Source organism: Mesorhizobium sp. LNJC405B00 (assembly GCF_000502615.1).
Classification (GTDB): Bacteria; Pseudomonadota; Alphaproteobacteria; order Rhizobiales; family Rhizobiaceae; genus Mesorhizobium.
This window is the reverse complement of sequence record NZ_AYWC01000001.1, coordinates 284,671-301,492: the sequence shown is the minus strand read 5'-3', so window position 1 is coordinate 301,492 and position 16,822 is coordinate 284,671. Positions and strand designations below refer to the sequence as shown.

Genomic DNA, 16,822 nt, shown 5'->3' with positions numbered 1-16,822 from the left:
CAGGACCGCACGCCGTCATGACAAGTCCTGGCAGCCCCTCGCAAGCCCGCTCGCTGATCATCGAGCGTCTGGTCGGTGACAGCGGTGAGGCCGCTCACGTCATCGGCACCGGGCGCTCGATGGGGGAGCGCGCACTGCCGCTGCTGCAGAAGAGCCTGGCCGGCGAGCTCGGTGCACCGGTCACCGTCGACCTGCGCACGGTCGAGATCAGCCGTGTTCCCGATGCCCGCACGAATGCCGGCGATGCCTTTGCCATGGCCATCATAGCATCGCCGACGTCTTCGGATGCGATGACGCTGGTGGCTGATGCGCCGGCCATCGCCGTGATGGTGTGCGCGCTGTTCGGCGGCGATCCGGATCAGCCGGTTTCGCCGATCGAGCGCGCTCTGTCGCAGATCGAGACCGATGTCGCGACCACGGTCTTCCAGGAAGTTGCGCAGGCGTTGAACGGATCAGGCCGGCGCTCGCTCGAGCTGCGGCTGCCGGTGCCGCGGGCACTTTCGGGCAGCGAAGCCAAGCGCCGCGTGCTGCGCGATGGCGCGGCGGTGCGCATCGTCTTCGGCATCTCGACGCCGACCGACAGCGGAACGGTCACGGTGATGATCCCGCAGCGCATCCTGCTGGCCACACGCGGTATCGCCGATGTCCACGACAGCGAAGGCACGACCTCCGACTGGCGGGCACGTTTTTCCGAAGAGGTGATGCGCTCGACGGTGACGCTCGAAGCGACCATGCCGTTGGCACGCCTGACGCTCGGCGATCTCGCCGGTTTCGAGCCGGGCCAGGTCATCGAGTTCGAGGAAACCGCGCAGTCGCACGCCAAGCTGAGCGCGCGCGACAAGACGCTGTTTGTCTGCGAGTTCGGCAAACTCGGGCAGAACTACACCGTCCGGATCAGGCATCCTTACGATGCCGGTCAGGATTTTATCGACGGGCTCATGCCGGGCTGACGCCGGGCAAGCTCAAGCATTTGGAGACGACTGATGGCCAAGACCAAGGTGGAAGCCAATATCGACCAGCCGGACGAACAGCTCGACCGCGCCATCGAGGAATTGCGCGGTGTCCTCCAGGAGGAGGAAAAGCGCCCCGACGCCGCCTTGCGGGCTGCCACGTCCGGCGCCAATTCGAACATCATCATGAGCATCCCGGTCGATGTGCAGATCATCCTCGGCAGTACGGAAATGCCGGTGTCGGACCTGATGGCGCTGCAGAAGGGCTCGACGGTGGCGCTCAACCGGCGCATCGGCGAACCGGTCGATGTCGTGGTCAACGGCCGCAAGATCGCGCGCGGCGAAATCACCGTGCTGGAAAGCGATCCGTCGCGCTTTGGCATCAGGTTGACCGAAATCATCGCTGCCGCCAAGAGCGCCTGAGGATTAGACGACATGCGGTCTCAGCAGCGATCGGAGCTTATGCCATGACGACGCCGGTGACGCTCACGCGCCCGCAAAAGGCCGCCGCCATCCTGGTGGCGATGGGCAAGCCTTCGGCCAGCCGGCTGCTGAAATTCTTCAAGCAAGAAGAACTGAAGGCACTGATCGAAGGGGCGCGGCTGCTGCGCACCATTCCGCAAAGCGACCTCGAACGCATCGTTGCCGAATTCGAGGCCGAGTTCACCGAAGGTGCGGGCCTGCTCGATTCCGCCGACCGGATGGACACGATCCTCAATGAATCGCTGTCGCCCGAAGAGATGAGCGCCATCATGGGCGACAAGCGCTTCGAGGTTGCGCCGGAAGGACCACCGCCGATCTGGCCGGAGCTGGAAAAGCTCGAGCCGACGCGTCTGGGCACGTTCCTTGCCGCCGAGCATCCCCAGACCGCGGCCATGGTGCTGTCGAAGCTTGCGCCGCAGGCCGCCGCCAACATTCTGCTGACGATGGAAAAGCCGATGCGCAGCCAGATCATCAAGCGCATGGTGACGATGGCGACCATTCCGGACGCGGCGACCAGGATCATCGAGAACCAGCTGCGCGCCAGCGTGCTGGCGCAGACAGCGACCAAGGACATCTCGGCGGGACAGGCGCGCGTCGCCAGTATGCTCAACGAGATGGACAAGCCTCAGTTGGAAGAGGTCATGCAGGATCTGGAAGAGGCCGGCACGCCGGACCTCGGCGGTGTCCGCTCCAGGTTGTTTGCCTTCGACGATCTGCCGCTTTTGACGCAGAAGGCGCGGGTGCTTCTGTTCGACGGGCTGTCGACCGAACTGATTACGCTGGCGCTGCGCGGTGCACCACCCGCATTGACGGAATCGGCGCTCTCGGCGATCGGCGCACGGTCGCGGCGCATGATCGAGTCCGAGCTCGGACAGGGCTCGGAAGGCATTCAGCTTGCCGACATCATGACGGCGCGCAAGAACATCGCGGTGGCGACAATCCGGCTTTCGCGCGAGGGGGCTTTCGAACTGCCCTCATCGCAGCAGAGCGAAGCGGCTTAACGCCGAGCGCTGAATGGCTGAAGCGGCGGACAAAGACTCCAAAACCGAAGACGCGACCGAAAAGAAGATCCGCGACACCGTCGAACAGGGCAAGCTGCCCCATTCGCGAGAGGCCGCACTTCTGGCGTCCTTCATCGCCATACTGGTGTTCACCGTCTTCTACGCCAGGGACGCGGTCGTTGATCTCGGCATGTTCCTGTCGATGTTCCTGGAAAAGCCCGAGGCGTGGCCGATGGACACCGAGACCGACGTCATCGCGCTCTACAAGACCGTGATGATGGAGATCGGCCATGCCGTTGTCAGCCTGCTGGCGCTGCTGGTGGTGGCCGGCATCGGCGCCTCGGTGCTGCAGAACATGCCGCAATTCGTCGGCGAGCGGATCCGGCCGCAGCTGTCGCGCATCTCGATAGCCAAAGGCTGGACCAGGATGTTCGGCACTCAGGGCTGGGTCGAGTTCCTGAAATCGCTGGGCAAGCTCGGCTTCGCCAGTATCGTGCTCTACTTCACGCTGTCGCAGGACTACCGCCAGCTCCTGGCCGGCATGATCACCAACCCCGTCGCTTTCGGCCTCGTCATCAAAAGCATCACCGTCGACATATTGGTGGCGATCGTCTTCGTCATGGGGCTGATCGCGGCGGTCGACGTCGTCTGGTCGCGCTTCCATTGGAAGCAGGATCTGCGGATGACCAAGCAGGAGGTCAAGGACGAGTTCAAGCAGTCCGAGGGCGACCCGATCATCAAGTCGCGGCTGCGCTCGCTGGCGCGTGACCGGGCGCGCAAGCGGATGATGACGGCGGTACCGCGCGCGACGCTGATCATCGCCAATCCGACGCACTTTTCCATCGCGCTCAGATATGTCCGCGACGAGGATTCAGCACCCATGGTGCTGGCCAAGGGCCAGGACCTTGTGGCGCTCAAGATTCGCGAGATCGCCAAGGAGCACAACATCCCGATCTTCGAGGACGTGGCGCTCGCCCGCTCCATGTACAAGCAAGTTTCGGTTGATAGCGTGATCCCGTCGCAATTCTACCAGGCCGTCGCCGAACTGGTGCGGATCGTCTACTCCAAAAAGGCTGAGCGGAGACAAATTTCATGAACCGCCAACCGCACGCAAAATCCCGCGAACTCATCGTCGCCAAGGCCATCGAGCAGGTGGTCGACGAGTTGCGGCTGATCGATGTCGCCGACTACATCGCTTTCATCCGGCTCGAGCATTTCGCTTGCCTGTCGGATCTGGTGGATTCGGCGGTGGAGCTGTTCTTCCTGCCGGGCACGCTCAGGCTCGGCCATGGCGGAGAGGCACATGTCGACTGGAGCGGCAGCCCGCGCATCGTGCTCGATCTCGAGCTTCGGCCGCCGGGCGTCACCGTCTATTTCCAGCTGACGCTGAGCGAGGAGAGGTCTTCGGTCGTGGTCAACTATGTGTCGTTCGAAAAGCCGGGCGAGGACCCCGAGCACAACACCGCCTTGCTGGAGACGGTCATCGAAGAGGCGCGCATTCGCCGGACCGAGCCGCTCGCCTATCGCTGATCTTTTGTCTTATCCCAATCGCCGGACGCGGCTTTGATCACTCGATCAGACCCAGGCGCAGCGCCTTGGCCACCGCCTGGTTGCGGTTGACCGCGTTGAGCTTCTGCGTCGACTGGGTGAGATACTGGTTGGCGGTGTGGACCGACAGCTTCAGCAGCCTGGCGATCTCTTCGCTGGTGTTGCCGTTGGCGGTCAGCTTCAGGCACTCCAGTTCACGCTTGGAGATCGACCGCATCCGGCCGGCATCGTTCGGACGAATGCGGGCGACGGCGGCGAACAGCGAAAAACAGCGGGCGTGGATTTCGTAGAGCGTGTCCTCCGGCAGAGCGATCGTCGAGCCGAGGAACACCACCAGCCCGCAATGGCCGCGATCGGCATGGACGGGAAAGGCAATGCCGTTGGTGCCCGGCGCCAGCGGCGCCGTCCGCTCCGCCCAGGCGAGGTTCTGGAAGACGGCGTCCGAGCCGGCGATGCCGTCATCGGCCCACCAGCGCGGCGCTGTCGAGGCGCCGCTGTGGCGCACCATCTCCTCGCCATTGGCGCCGGCGATGAATTTGGTCGCAACAGCAGTGGCTGGATAGTCGGAATCGAAGCTCGGCACCAGGCGCGCCCGTTCCGGCGAGGGGCTGACGAAATAGAGGCCAAACGCCGACGCGTTGATGTCGACGGCGATCCAGCGGCAGCGGCGCACCGCGTCCGGGATGGTGACGGCATGGTGCGTCTCGGAACCGATGGAGAAGGCGCCGAACGGATTGCGCTGCTCGTTGAAAAGGGCTTCGGCCGCCGCCTTGATGTCAGCGTGTTTCAAATGATGCCGCTCCTGATCGCCGTGGCGATGGCCATAGCGCGGTTCGAGGCCGCGAATTTCTGGATGGCGTGGGTGATGTAGCTGTTGACGGTGTTGGACGAGACCCCGAGGATCACCGCGACCTCATCGGTGGTCTTACCTTCAGACACCCAGAACAGGCATTCGCGCTCGCGGTCGGACAGCGGGTCCTGCATGGCGGCGGCGGCGATCAATTGCGGGATGGCGGACAGCGCGTAGCAGCACTTCAACTGAGCCTTCATCAGCGCCGGCTGGTCGATACTGCCGGCCTCGGCCGCGGAGAAAAGCGCAAACAGCCGCTGGCGGCCGACATTGAGCCGCAATGAATAGACTTCGGCATGGCCAAGCACATCGAGCAGGCGCGCCTCTTCGCCGGTGAGCAGTCCGCCGGCGTCGGGCGCCGCGGCGGCGACCAGCGGCCTCGGGCGGATGCCAGGTGCAACGGTCAGCGGTCCCTGGGCAAGGCCGGCGATAAGCCGCTTGCCGATCAGTTCAATGGCGTCGAAGATCCAGTTGGATGAGACGATGCGGGCGTCGTTGCGATCCTGGTCGTGGACGATGGCGACGAGCATGTAGCTGTCGGCGCCGATCTCGGCGGCAAGCTGCATGAAAAAGGAGGTGAGATCGCCGCGCGATTCGAGGCGCGAGCCTAACGTATCGGATTGGAGAAGCGCGGCGGAACTGCTCATTGGATGCTTTGGTTGTATGTCATGGCCGGAGTCTTTTCTTGAGCCCGGACGCTGGGGTTAGCAGCGGCCGAACTTGAAGACGCATCACGTTTACGAAGCACTCACACGGCGCGGCGGTCGCGCTGATCGCCGAATCCATTCAGGGAACGCGAAGCCGTCCGCGTCTGGTGCCGGTCATTGGCCGGAACTTGAGACTTTGGGTGGTCGCCGCGCCCCCCAAGGACCGGCTGATTCGGGTCTAATCTACCCGCAGATGAATCCGACATCAAACGCGATTTGACAAAATCAATATTATTGGACTCAAGCGACTCAGGGGCGGCTTTCGCGGCCTTTTCCGCTGCAAAAGGCCTGAAACGCCGACACGAAAAAGCCAGAGGGTGTTGCGATACTGCCGTATCGAGGGCCGATCGATTCCGATAGGGTCTCGGCAGCCGGCAGGGGTGGGCATCCCTTCGGTCATACGGCGGATTTGGCGGCGCTTGCTCGCGGCCATCAGCATCGGGGCTCATGATGAAGCAGGTTTTCCTGGCGTTCACGGTGGTGCTTGCGGTTCTTGCCGGCATGGCAGCGCCCGCCAAGGCTGAGCCGACCGTTACCTATGCGCTCGACAACGGGCTGCAGGTGGTGCTGGTGCCCGACCATCGCGTGCCGAAGGTGGTGATGAACCTGCGCTACCGCGTCGGGTCGATGAATGAACCCGCGGGACGCTCGGGCTTTGCGCATCTGTTCGAACATCTGATGTTTTCCGGCACGCCGGCCTGGCCGAACGTGTTCGGCGCGCACGCCGCGCTCGGCAACGAGATCAATGCCTGGACCACCGAGGACGGCACGGTTTATTATGTCGACGGGCTGTCGTCGTCACTGCCGATGATCTTGTCGCTTGAGGCAGACCGCATGGCCAATCTCGGCCGCTCGGTGACTCAGGCCAAGCTCGATCTGCAGCGCTCGGTGGTCAAGAACGAGATGCGCCAGAACGTGCTCGACAAGGCCGGCGCATCCGGCTGGGAAGCTTTCTGGTCCGGGCTGTTCCCGAAGCCGCATCCCTATAGCCGCATGGTCATCGGCTCNGATCTCGATGCGGCGACGCTCGACGATGTCAGGGGTTTCTTCAACAGCTACTATCTGCCCAACAATGCGGTGCTGGTGCTGGTCGGCGACTTGGAGATCGACGACACCAAGGCGCTGATTGCCGACACGTTCGGCCGCGTGGCGCGCGGCGCCGATGTGGTGCGGCCCGCCGTGCCGGCACCGACGCAGGCCCGGCTCAAGCTGGTGCTCGAGGATCGTGTGCCAAGCCCCATCGTCGTGGTCGGCTTCAGTGGCCCGGTGGCGCAGTCGCCCGACAATGGTGCGCTCAGCATTGCCGCCGAACTGCTCGGCAACGGCGAATATGGGTTTTTGCGCAACCGGCTGGTTTCGCAGTTGGGCATTGCCACCTATGCCAGCGCGAGCTGGACCGGCGGTCTGCTCGGTGGCCGCTTTACCTTCGAGGCGGGTGCCGCCGAAGGTGTGGCGCCGGAAGCGCTGGAAAGCGCGATGAAAACGGCGTTCGCGAATTTCCTGAAGACCCCGCTCGATCCGGTCGATGTCGAGCGTGCGCGCACCGGCATCTTGCAGGCAGCGCGGCTCGGCAGCGAAGCACTGAAGGATCGCGCCGGCGTCGTCTCCTACAATGCCGACGTGCTCGGCGATGCGCAGAGCGCGCTGGTCGACGCCCCGCGGGTGAAGGACGCCAGCGTGGCGGATGTCGAGGCAACGATGAAGCGGCTGTTGAAACCGGAAGATGCCAGCGTACTGATGCTGAAGCCCGGCCCGCGGGGCAGCTATCCCGATGCACTGATCGGCTCGTCCGGCACACCGCAGCCGTTCACCGCACCGGAGCGAGCGGCGATCGACATTCCGAAGCATGCGGCCGGGCAAGCGCCTTCGGCAACACTGCCCGCCATGGAAACGGCGACGCTCTCGAATGGCATCAAACTCGTCCACTACACAATGCCGGAAGCGCCGATGGTCTATGTCGCGGCCAGTGCCGCCGGCGGCTGGAACAGCGTGCCGGAAGGCAAGGAGGGATTGCTGGAGCTTGCAGCAAGCATGGCGACACGCGGGGCCGCCGATCGCGGCTCGGCTGATTTCGCCAAGGCGGCCAGCGACATCGGCGCCGGCGTCAGCCACCAGGCCGGAACGCTGACCACGATGATGACGCTTGGCGTGCCGCCGGAAAAGCTCGACCAGGGTATTGGCCTGCTCGCCGACGCGGTACTGAAGCCTCGTTTCGACAAGACCGAATGGACGGTGCTGATGGCGCAGACGGTCGACTGGCTAAACGGCCGCGAGGCGGATCTGCCCGGCGTTGCCGGCCGCATGGCAAAGGCGACGCTGATCCCGCAGGTGCCGGGCAAGGCAGCGGTGGACTGGTCGGCAAAGGCGCTGACCTCGATCTCGCTCGACGAGGCGAGGGACGCATTCAAGGCGGAGTTCACGCCGAAGGCGGTGACCTTCTACAGCGTCGGCCCGATGCCGGTCGCGACCGTCGCCGCCAGCCTTGAAAAAGCATTCGGCGCGTGGACAAGCGACACCGCCGGCTATGCCGTCGAGCCGTCGCCGGCGGCGCATTTCAACGGGGGACAGAAAGTGCTGCTGGTGCCCGAACCCGGCGCCAGCCAGTCGGCGCTGTTCGTGGCGCGGCCGGCGCCCGGCACCGACGAGAGCGAGCGCGCTGAATCGACCGCGGTCTCCAACCTGCTTGGCGCCGATTTCTCCAGCCGGCTGAATTCGGTGATCCGCGAGGAGAAGGGCTACTCCTATGGCGTGTCGAGCTATCTGATGAGCCCGATGAAGGCCGGCTCGGGATTGGTCGTGGCAACCACCGTCGAGCGCGCCAACACCGGGCCGGCGATTACCGAAATCCTGAAAGGATTTGCCGGCCTGACCACCTTGCCGGTGGCGCAGGACGAAGTCGACCGCACGGTGACTGTCTATCGCCGGGCGCTGGCTGGATCGGCCGAGACGTCGGCTGGTCTGTTCTCCTCGCTGATTGGCGCGGTCGGCAGCGGATCGACGCTGGAGGACCAGCAAACCCGCATGGCGGCGCGCACAAAGCTGACGCTCGATGCGGTTCAGAAACAGGCGCTGGCCCTGGCGTCGCTCGATCCGTCGCTGATCGTGGTGGCGGGCGACCCTGATGTGGTGATGCCGCAGCTTGCCGCGATCGGCCTCAAGGACGTCGAGATCGTCAAGCGTGACGAGGCGGAGGAGCAGACCGCTATGCGGGCGCTTGATCTTCTGGGCAATAAGAGGCAAGCGCCACTGTCCGCTTCACCGTGGCGGGTTGGCGATGGCGGCACGACGCGCGCGGTGCACGCCTGCGCCGGCGAAAGGGATTGCGGCGCGCAGATCCACGCCGATTGACGGGCTAAACGCGCAGCCGCCGGCCGCGTTGTAATTTTGGGGTAACTTTGTTTCGGGGGAAACGATGAGCGATTCATTTCGGGAAGTCACATCCGTCTCGTGGTTCGGGCGGATCAAGCGCGCGGTCGGCGGGGTCATCTTCGGCCTTATCCTGATCGTGCTGATGGTGATCGGGCTGTTCTGCAACGAAGGCCGCGCCGTGCAGACGGCGCGCTCGCTGGCCGAAGGTTCTGGAGCGGTGGTTTCGGTCGGCGCCGACAGCGTCGATACCGCCAATGACGGCAAGCTGGTTCATGTCAGCGGACTGGTGACGGCGGACAGCGGCCTGGCGGATCCGGATTTCGGCATCGCCACGCAAGGGCTGCGGCTGTCGCGCAGTGTCGAGATGTATCAGTGGAAGGAAGGTTCCAAGTCGGAGACGACCAAGAAGCTCGGCGGTGGCGAAGAGACGGTGACCACCTACAGCTATTCCAAGGTGTGGGACGAAAGCCAGATCGACTCGTCGGACTTCAAGAAGCCGGACGGCCACCAGAATCCGCCGATGGAAATCCACGGCCGGACCTTCCAGATTCCCGAGGGCAAGCTTGTCGCCTTCGATCTCGATACGCCAGTGCTGGACCGTATCGAGGGTGACAAGGACTATTCGCTCTCAGCCGACCAGTCGGCGGCGATAAAGGCTGCCTATACCGGAACGAAACCGCTCAGCATCGTCGATGGCAAGATTTTTCTCGGCAATGACAACACGACGCCCGCTTTGGGCGACTATCGCATCGGCTACGAACTGGCGCCGCTGGGCGTGATCAGTATCATCGCGCGCCAGGCCGGCAGCCGCTTCGAGCCCTACCAGACGCAAGCCGGCGATGCGCTGCTGATGGTCGACACCGGCAACGTCCCGGCCGAAAAGATGTTCGCCGACGCCGTCAGCGCCAACACGCTGATCACCTGGCTGCTGCGCGGCGGCGGCTTGCTGTTGCTGACCATAGGCTTTGCGCTGTTCCTCAGCCCGATCGGGGTGATCCTCGACGTCATACCCTTCCTCGGCAGCATGGCGCGGATGGGCACCGGCATCATCGCCTTCGTCCTGGCGATCCTGGTCGGCACGGTGACGATTGCGATTGCCTGGTTCTGGTACCGGCCGTTGCTGGCGGTGGCCATCCTGGCGGCAGGCGTGATTGCGGCGGTGATTGTCTACCGCATCGGCCGGTCGCGAAAGGCAGCCGCGCCGATGGGCACGGCAGGCACCGACGCACCAGCGTAGCTCGCGAAGCAATAAATGGAGGAATGACCGACATTGGTGAAGCGGATAGGCAGGTTTCAGGATGGCGACGCTACGGCAGCTGTCCTAAATTCTGTCGCCTCGCGACACGCCTTCATATTTTTTGTTGATACAACTCAATGCTTTTGAAATGGACGTTAATGAGGCTGGCTATCGGTGGAATTTCATTCCTTCTTCTTTGATCGGTCAGCATTTTCGACTTCTTAAATTTCACTTCGATTGCCTGCTTCGAAACCGCAAAGTACGTTGATAGGCGCGAAAGTAATTCATTGTAGACAAGAAAATTGCATGGCTGGTCGTCGACAAATATATACCCGTGCCCTCGATCTTTTATATCTAATTGTCGGCGAGTCTGTGCTGTTTTTTGTAGAAAAATTTCATCGGGTAATATCAGTTCAGCCGAGAATGCGTTTGCCTGATACTCTAATCTTTCATAGTTAAATCTGTTAGAATTCTCATTCGTAATGAAAAGGTCTCGCTCGACAATGGTCTCAGAGCGTAGATATCGTTCATGGTCCAAAACGAAATGGCCAATCTCGTGTGCAACCGTAAAGCGCTCTCGTGTCTGGAGCGAGTGTGAGTTTATCATAATCATTTTTCGCCTGAAGTTTGCCGACCCCAAGATCGGGGTCCCGTCAACGTCGATCATTTCACGATCAGAAAACTGTAAATCGATAGATAGCATTTGGCAAAGCTTGGGTAAGTCTACTGCATCGGACGTGTAATCGATTGATTTGAGCGCTTTCTCTGCGGCCACTTTGATTTGCTCTATCGATAAGAAGGGCACCGATCGACCCCCGGCTTCGAGATCGTATCGAGAGAGAGCGGCTGCCTCTGGATCCAGATCTGTCAGCAACTCGTCTAAGGTTGCGAAAAATTTGCCGTCATGGAAACCGGAGAACTTTAGAGACTTAGCGACATCATCGCTTCTGAAAATTGGGCGCGCACGAAGCCATGTTCCAGAAAAGAACTTTTGCGATCCGCAACGATTTCCAAACCATGCTCGTCGAATTTTACAATGCCCATCGCGCCATTTCTGGCGACCATCTCTGCTCCAGACTGCAGCCTCGAAGTTACTACTATGACCCCTTTCGACGCATGCGGAAATATCCGGCCAATCTTCGATGAAAAATCGTTGACGTATATTTCGGAGACGCTGGCGTCATGATTCTTGCACTCGAATATGACGTATAGGTGTGGGACATCGCTGCCAGTTCGGTACAGTTCCAAAACGACATCGAATTCAACGTATGCCTCGCGTTCGCGACAATAGTATTCTTTCTTCTTATAAATTTTGCAGTTTTGCGATGGATACGCGCCAAAAACTAGCTCCCCGCGATCTTTTTGGTCGACAAGGTAGCGGTGGAATGCGTCTTCTAGTTTATCACCTTTGCTGGTCGAATTCACGCTTGCCTCGAGGCTAAGAGTTCAGGAAAGCCGCATATGTTCTACTTTGCCAGCAGCTTTTGCAAAGTGAATTTATCCCTGGAGGAATCGCGTGAACAAGACGCTTCGCGAGAACAATCAACCTGTTGCGTAGAAGCATTACGCTCCAGCGCGACAGGCCAATTCCAAGGACCGGCTCTGCCGTTGCTAGGCCACGGACGAACGGCAGGTTCGGGTAACGACTGAAGCACTCTGAACGGCGGCAGGGTTGGATTGCCGACTAGCGGCTTCCATCTCGCGCCAGCGTGCCGCGAATGAAGGGCGTCTTGCTGACGCCCTCGTTGCCCCTACTTGTCCTCGAAGCCGGTCAGCACGCCGACGGCGTTGATGCCGATCTCCTCGACGGCATAGCCGCCTTCCATCACGAACAGCGTCGGCAGGCCGAGCTTTGCGATGCGCCGGCCGATCTTCGGATAGTCCGGGCTTTTCAGCTTGAACTGGCTGATCGGGTCCTTCTCGAAGGTGTCGACGCCGAGCGACACGATGACGATATCGGGGGCGTAGGCGGCGAGCTTGGCGCAAGCGTCCTCCAGCGAGGCGTTCCAGGCGTCCCAATTGGTGCCGAAGGGCATGGGATAATTGACGTTGAAACCTTCGCCGGCGCTGGCGCCGCGTTCATCGGCATGGCCGAGGAAGAACGGATACTCCACCATGGGATCGCCATGCAGGTTGAGAACCTGCACGTCGGCGCGTTCATAGAAGATCTCCTGCGTGCCATTGCCGTGGTGATAGTCGACGTCGAGGATCGAGACGCGTTTTGCGCCCTGATCGAGGAACCACTGCGCGGCGACCGCGGCATTGTTGATGTAGCAGTAGCCGCCCATGAACCCGGCACCGGCGTGATGGCCGGGCGGGCGGCAGAGCGCGAAGGCCGACCGCTCGCCACCCTTGACCAAGGCCGCCGCCGTCAGCGCCACGTCATAGGACGATTTGATCGCGGTCCATGTGCCTTCGACGAAGGTGGCGCCGGCGTCGAAGGAATAGTAGCCGAGCAAGGCGTCGACGCGCTTGGGTGGCACGTCGCCGCGCAGGCCGCGCGTCGGCCAGGTGAAGGGCATCGCCGTGCCCTCGAAGCCGGCGGCCTTCCACGCCGGCCAGACGGTCGGCAGGAAGTCGATATAGTCGGCCTTGTGGATGCGCTTGGCGGCTGTGAGATCGTGCTCGACCGGTCCGATGATCGGCCCCAGCTTCTCGCTCTCGACCCGCGCCTTGATGAACTCGGCCCGCGACGGCTTTTCGAAACCCGGCACGATTGCCGACGTGACCAGTTCCATCTGGCCGGCATGGCCGGCATGAAGCGGCGAATAGACAGTCTTCATGAATTTCCTCTCGAAATAGCGAAATCAGTCAAGGTTGAGATAGGGGGTGACCAAAGCGAGCCACATTCTTTCCACATCGTCCTCGATGAGGTCGTATGTCTTGCGATCCCGCTTCAACCCCACAAGCCGGCAGGCGTGCCCGACATCCATCATCAGCACGCCGAGCCGGCTGGCGATCTTGTCTTCAAGGGCCGGGTTCACATGCTGCAGCCACGCGGCGTAAAGCGCGATGATCTGCTCGTCATATTCGTCCTGGATCGGCCTGAGGTCGGCATTGCCGGATATCGCCTCGATCACCGGCATCAGGGTGGCGTTTTCGAGATATATTCTGGAGGTATCGATGAAGAGCTTGCGCACCTCCTGCCGAAACTCGTCGCGGTTGGTGGGTGGGGTGACCTCGATGCGCCTGGCGATCACCTCGGGAAACGACGACAGCCAGCGCCGGGCGAGGTCGAGGAGAATGGCTTCCTTGTTGGGAAAGTACTGGTAGACCGAACCGACCGACAGGCCCGCGCGCCGGGCAATGGCGAGCGTCGTCGGCGTCTTGGTTCCTTGCTCCCGCGTCAGGATCAGCGCAGCGTCGAGTATCCTGTCGACCACCTTGCTCGACCGTTCCTGCCGCGGCTGCTTGCGCGGTTCGAGCGCCATCCTGGTTTCGCGGCTGAGACTGCGCTTCACGGATTGATGCCTTCGTTCCCTGCCGGTTTCAACACAGGTCCCGGTCTCAACATTGGCGTGGTGTGTTGTCCACAATACATTCGAAATTCGGCACGTTGACAAACGCGAATAATTAGTCGCATTCTTTTATCCACGCTGTTTTGAGAGATCACAAGGGGAATTTCGAAACAGCGCACTGGCATCAGTTTTCGTCCGATAACGCCGCTCCAGCGGAGTGGCAGCTTGTTGGACAAGAGGGTTGTCGGTCTCAGCCAGTCGTCAAAAGCGCGGAGTCGCGATGTCTGTCACGGGTGCGGGTCAAAATGCTGATCTGATCGTCATCAATGGTCGCGTGCGGACCATGGACGATGACAATCCCGCCGCCGAGGCGATTGCCGTCAAGGACGGCGCCATCATCGCCATAGGCAACCACGCCGCCATCGAAAAACTCAAGGGAACGACCACAGAGGTGATCGACGCCAAGGGCGGTTCGGTCCTGCCCGGTTTCATCGAAGCCCACATGCATCTGTTCTCGGGAGGGGCCGAGCTCGCGCATCTTCAACTCGGCGGTATCCATGGCTTCGAGGCGCTTCAAAGCGCCATCCGCGACTACGCAACGACGCGGCCCGAGGCGAAAATGCTTGTGGGCCAGGGCGTCGACTACACCGTGCTCGGCGGCGAGCGGGTGACACGCCATCATCTCGACGCCATCCTGCCCGACCGCCCCTTCTGCATGGCAGCGCCCGACCACCATACGATGTGGGCCAACACCAAGGCGTTGGAGATAGCCGGCATCCTGAAGGGACGCACGCTCGGTCCGGGCAACGAGATCGTGATGGGTGGCGACGGCCTGGCCGCGGGCGAATTGCGCGAGGGCGAGGCCTTCGGTCCGGTGCTCGACCTTGCCGGCGAAAGCCGGGTGCGGCTGGGGCTGTCGACCGGCGGTGAGCCCGACCCAATGCCGTCGGCCGCCGAGCGGGCCGCCGACCGCGACATCATGCGGCGCGGGCTTGCATGGTGCGCGCGCCACGGCATCACCTCGATCCAGAACATGGACGGCAATCTCTACCAGCTCGAACTGCTTTCCGAGATCGAGGCCGAGGAGGGATTGCCCTGCCGCGTCAAGATCCCGTTCCACTACAAGAATTTCATGACGCTCGACATGCTCGAGAAGGCGTCCGTCATGGCCGAGCGCTACCACAGTGAGTGGCTGTCATCGGGCATGGTCAAGGTGTTCTATGACGGCGTGCTCGATTCCTGGACCGCTGTTATGGTCGAACCCTATGCGGATCGTCCCGACTGGGTCGGCGAGCCGCTGTTCACGCCGCAGCAATTTATCGATCTCGCCGTGGCTATCGACAAACGCGGGCTGCAGATCGCGGTGCACTCGATCGGTGACGGCGCGGTGCGCGCAGTGCTCGACGGTTACGAGGCGGCGCAGAAGCTCAATGGCAGGCGCGACAGCCGGCACAGGGTTGAGCACATCGAGGTCACCACAGCAGCCGACGTGCCGCGTTTTGCCGAACTCGGCGTCATCGCCTCGATGCAGCCGTCGCATCCGCCCGGCGCCATGGATTTTCCACTGGAGCCGACGGTGTCACGCATCGGACCGGCCCGCTGGCCGCTGAGCTATGCCTGGCGCACCCTGAAAAGCGCCGGCGCCCATGTCGTGTTCGCCTCGGACTGGCCGGTGGCGGCGATCGACCCGATCCTGAGCATTCAGGCGGCAGTGCAGCGCAAACCATGGGCAGAAGGCGATCCTGACCAGAGTTTCTCGCTGCAGGAAGCGATTGCCGCCTACACGGTCGAGGGCGCCTATGCCGAATTCGCCGAGCATCGCAAAGGCGTTCTGAAACCCGGCTACATGGCGGATCTGGTGGTTTTGTCGGCCGATATCGAGAAGACGGCGCCGGCCGATCTGCACAAGCTGCGACCGGTGACGACGGTCTGCGGTGGCAAGGTCACCTACCAGGCCTGACAATGGCATGCGGCTTGCACAGCTTGCCGCTTGCAAGACGAAATGACCGACTGAACTGTGATTCAATGCCGGACTTGCCAACCTACCGGCCGTGTGGTCACATCGAACAGGGGAAAAACTCCGCCAGCAAGAGCGGGGTCAACAGTGAGGCGTATCGTGCCGGAAAAACCGGATCGGAATGCAATTGAAGTCGTAAACGTCAGTAAAATTTTCGGATCGGGTGAGGGGCAGGTCGCTGCCCTCGATACGGTCTCGGTATCCATCCGCGAGAATGAGTTCTTCACCCTGCTGGGACCATCCGGCTGCGGCAAGACCACGTTGCTGCGGCTGATTGCCGGCTTCGACTTTCCAACCGCCGGCGAAATCCTCCTCTACGGCCAGGACATCGCACCGTTGCCGCCCTTCAAGCGGCCGGTCAACACCGTCTTCCAATCCTACGCGCTGTTCCCGCATATGACGGTCGCCGACAATATCGGCTTTGGCCTGGAAATGCTGGGCAAGCCGAAGGCCGAGATCAAGGCGCGCGTCGCCGAGATGCTGAAACTGGTGAAGATGGAGGCGCTGGCGGGTCGCCGAACCAGCCAGATCTCCGGCGGCCAGCAGCAGCGCGTGGCGCTCGCCCGGGCGCTGGCGCCGCAGCCCAAGGTGCTCCTGCTCGACGAACCGCTCTCGGCGCTCGACTACAAGCTGCGCAAGGAAATGCAGATCGAATTGAAGCGGCTGCAGCACGAGACCGGAATTACCTTCATCTTCGTCACCCACGACCAGGAGGAAGCTCTGACCATGTCGGACCGCATCGCGGTGATGTCGTCGGGCAAGATCCTGCAGGTCGGGTCGCCGCGCGACATCTACGACCGGCCGGCCGAGCGTTTCGTCGCCGACTTCATCGGCGAGTCGAACTTCCTCAAGGCGGATGTGGTTAGCGCGACTGGTGGCCGGGCGACGGTGAAGCTGCCGTCTGGTGTGGAAATCCCAGCCTCGCTGCCGGAAGGCTTCAGCCCCAGCGGCAAGGTCACCATCGTCGTGCGTCCAGAGCATGCGCAGTTGGGCACGGCCAGCCCGAGCGCTTCGCTGTCCGGTACCGTCGAAAACATCGTCTATCTCGGCACCGACACGCACTTCCATCTGCGCCTTGCCGGTGGCGAGCCGTTCATCGTGCGGCGTCAGAACAGCCGCGGCGCCGGTGACGGCTTCGTGCAGGGCGGCCAGATCGGCATCACGATCGGCAACGACGCCGCGCAAGTGCTGAAGGACTGATC

The 16,822-nt window shown here is 62.1% G+C and carries 13 protein-coding genes and 1 pseudogene; 9 read left to right on the top strand and 5 right to left on the bottom strand.

Annotated features, from left to right (window positions below; genetic code table 11):
• Window positions 1-17: 17 nt before the first annotated feature.
• The 5 genes from X756_RS163645 to X756_RS163665 are packed head-to-tail and all read left to right on the top strand — an operon-like array spanning window position 18 to window position 3,964.
• Window positions 18-950 (top strand): FliM/FliN family flagellar motor switch protein, encoded by a 933-nt coding sequence (locus X756_RS163645; protein ID WP_023728371.1) that lies wholly within the window; start codon window positions 18-20, stop codon window positions 948-950.
• A gap of 33 nt (window positions 951-983) precedes the next feature.
• Window positions 984-1,373 carry a flagellar motor switch protein FliN gene (gene fliN / locus X756_RS163650; RefSeq protein ID WP_023671753.1) on the top strand — a complete coding sequence of 130 codons (390 nt, stop codon included), beginning with the start codon at window positions 984-986 and terminating at the stop codon, window positions 1,371-1,373.
• 44 nt (window positions 1,374-1,417) lie between these two features.
• Window positions 1,418-2,434 (top strand): flagellar motor switch protein FliG, encoded by a 1,017-nt coding sequence (locus X756_RS163655; protein WP_023728370.1) that lies wholly within the window; start codon window positions 1,418-1,420, stop codon window positions 2,432-2,434.
• A 13-nt stretch (window positions 2,435-2,447) separates the two neighbouring features.
• Complete coding sequence (flhB, locus tag X756_RS163660; protein WP_023728369.1) at window positions 2,448-3,530, top strand: flagellar biosynthesis protein FlhB; 1,083 nt, start codon at window positions 2,448-2,450, stop codon at window positions 3,528-3,530.
• Window positions 3,527-3,964 (top strand): hypothetical protein, encoded by a 438-nt coding sequence (locus X756_RS163665; RefSeq protein ID WP_023728368.1) that lies wholly within the window; start codon window positions 3,527-3,529, stop codon window positions 3,962-3,964. The genes flhB and X756_RS163665 overlap by 4 nt, the downstream gene beginning before the upstream one ends.
• A 37-nt stretch (window positions 3,965-4,001) precedes the next feature.
• On the opposite strand, the gene X756_RS163670 is transcribed toward X756_RS163665, so the two are convergent.
• Window positions 4,002-4,772, bottom strand: a complete 771-nt coding sequence (locus X756_RS163670) for a helix-turn-helix transcriptional regulator (RefSeq protein ID WP_023728367.1) — start codon at window positions 4,770-4,772, stop codon at window positions 4,002-4,004.
• A complete protein-coding gene (locus tag X756_RS163675; protein WP_023671758.1) occupies window positions 4,769-5,479 on the bottom strand; it encodes a helix-turn-helix transcriptional regulator in 711 nt (236 codons plus the stop codon). The genes X756_RS163670 and X756_RS163675 overlap by 4 nt, the downstream gene beginning before the upstream one ends.
• A gap of 507 nt (window positions 5,480-5,986) precedes the next feature.
• Between X756_RS163675 and X756_RS163680 the strand changes: the two genes are divergently transcribed.
• Together X756_RS163680 and X756_RS163685 are read left to right on the top strand one after the other, a co-directional pair.
• Window positions 5,987-8,887: a pitrilysin family protein gene (locus tag X756_RS163680; RefSeq protein ID WP_023728366.1), complete on the top strand. Its 2,901-nt coding sequence runs from the start codon at window positions 5,987-5,989 to the stop codon at window positions 8,885-8,887.
• A 64-nt stretch (window positions 8,888-8,951) separates the two neighbouring features.
• On the top strand, window positions 8,952-10,145 hold the full coding sequence (locus X756_RS163685) for a TMEM43 family protein (RefSeq protein ID WP_023728365.1): 1,194 nt from the start codon (window positions 8,952-8,954) through the stop codon (window positions 10,143-10,145).
• Window positions 10,146-10,257: 112 nt separating this feature from the next.
• Here X756_RS163685 and X756_RS01000000165085 read toward each other — a convergent pair.
• From X756_RS01000000165085 to X756_RS163695, 3 genes and pseudogenes are all read right to left on the bottom strand, one after another.
• Window positions 10,258-11,570, bottom strand: a pseudogene (locus X756_RS01000000165085) (ImmA/IrrE family metallo-endopeptidase).
• Window positions 11,571-11,896: 326 nt separating this feature from the next.
• Window positions 11,897-12,928: a histone deacetylase family protein gene (locus X756_RS163690; protein ID WP_023728364.1), complete on the bottom strand. Its 1,032-nt coding sequence runs from the start codon at window positions 12,926-12,928 to the stop codon at window positions 11,897-11,899.
• Window positions 12,929-12,952: 24 nt separating this feature from the next.
• Window positions 12,953-13,606, bottom strand: coding sequence for a TetR/AcrR family transcriptional regulator (locus tag X756_RS163695; protein WP_023686329.1), 654 nt, complete (start codon window positions 13,604-13,606; stop codon window positions 12,953-12,955).
• 277 nt (window positions 13,607-13,883) lie between these two features.
• On the opposite strand from X756_RS163695, the gene X756_RS163700 reads away from it, so the two are divergent.
• Together X756_RS163700 and X756_RS163705 are read left to right on the top strand one after the other, a co-directional pair.
• Window positions 13,884-15,563, top strand: coding sequence for an amidohydrolase (locus X756_RS163700; protein WP_023728363.1), 1,680 nt, complete (start codon window positions 13,884-13,886; stop codon window positions 15,561-15,563).
• Between the two features lie 156 nt (window positions 15,564-15,719).
• Window positions 15,720-16,820 (top strand): ABC transporter ATP-binding protein, encoded by a 1,101-nt coding sequence (locus X756_RS163705; protein WP_023699750.1) that lies wholly within the window; start codon window positions 15,720-15,722, stop codon window positions 16,818-16,820.
• Window positions 16,821-16,822 lie beyond the last annotated feature (2 nt).

What these genes read in the sequence shown, in the direction of transcription:
- X756_RS163645 (WP_023728371.1), top strand. Translation starts at nt 18, where the DNA reads ATGACAAGTCCTGGCAGCCCCTCGCAAGCCCGCTCGCTGATCATCGAG.
- fliN (WP_023671753.1), top strand. Translation starts at nt 984, where the DNA reads ATGGCCAAGACCAAGGTGGAAGCCAATATCGACCAGCCGGACGAACAG.
- X756_RS163655 (WP_023728370.1), top strand. Translation starts at nt 1,418, where the DNA reads ATGACGACGCCGGTGACGCTCACGCGCCCGCAAAAGGCCGCCGCCATC.
- flhB (WP_023728369.1), top strand. Translation starts at nt 2,448, where the DNA reads ATGGCTGAAGCGGCGGACAAAGACTCCAAAACCGAAGACGCGACCGAA.
- X756_RS163665 (WP_023728368.1), top strand. Translation starts at nt 3,527, where the DNA reads ATGAACCGCCAACCGCACGCAAAATCCCGCGAACTCATCGTCGCCAAG.
- X756_RS163675 (WP_023671758.1), bottom strand. Translation starts at nt 5,479, where the DNA reads ATGAGCAGTTCCGCCGCGCTTCTCCAATCCGATACGTTAGGCTCGCGC.
- X756_RS163685 (WP_023728365.1), top strand. Translation starts at nt 8,952, where the DNA reads ATGAGCGATTCATTTCGGGAAGTCACATCCGTCTCGTGGTTCGGGCGG.
- X756_RS163690 (WP_023728364.1), bottom strand. Translation starts at nt 12,928, where the DNA reads ATGAAGACTGTCTATTCGCCGCTTCATGCCGGCCATGCCGGCCAGATG.
- X756_RS163700 (WP_023728363.1), top strand. Translation starts at nt 13,884, where the DNA reads ATGTCTGTCACGGGTGCGGGTCAAAATGCTGATCTGATCGTCATCAAT.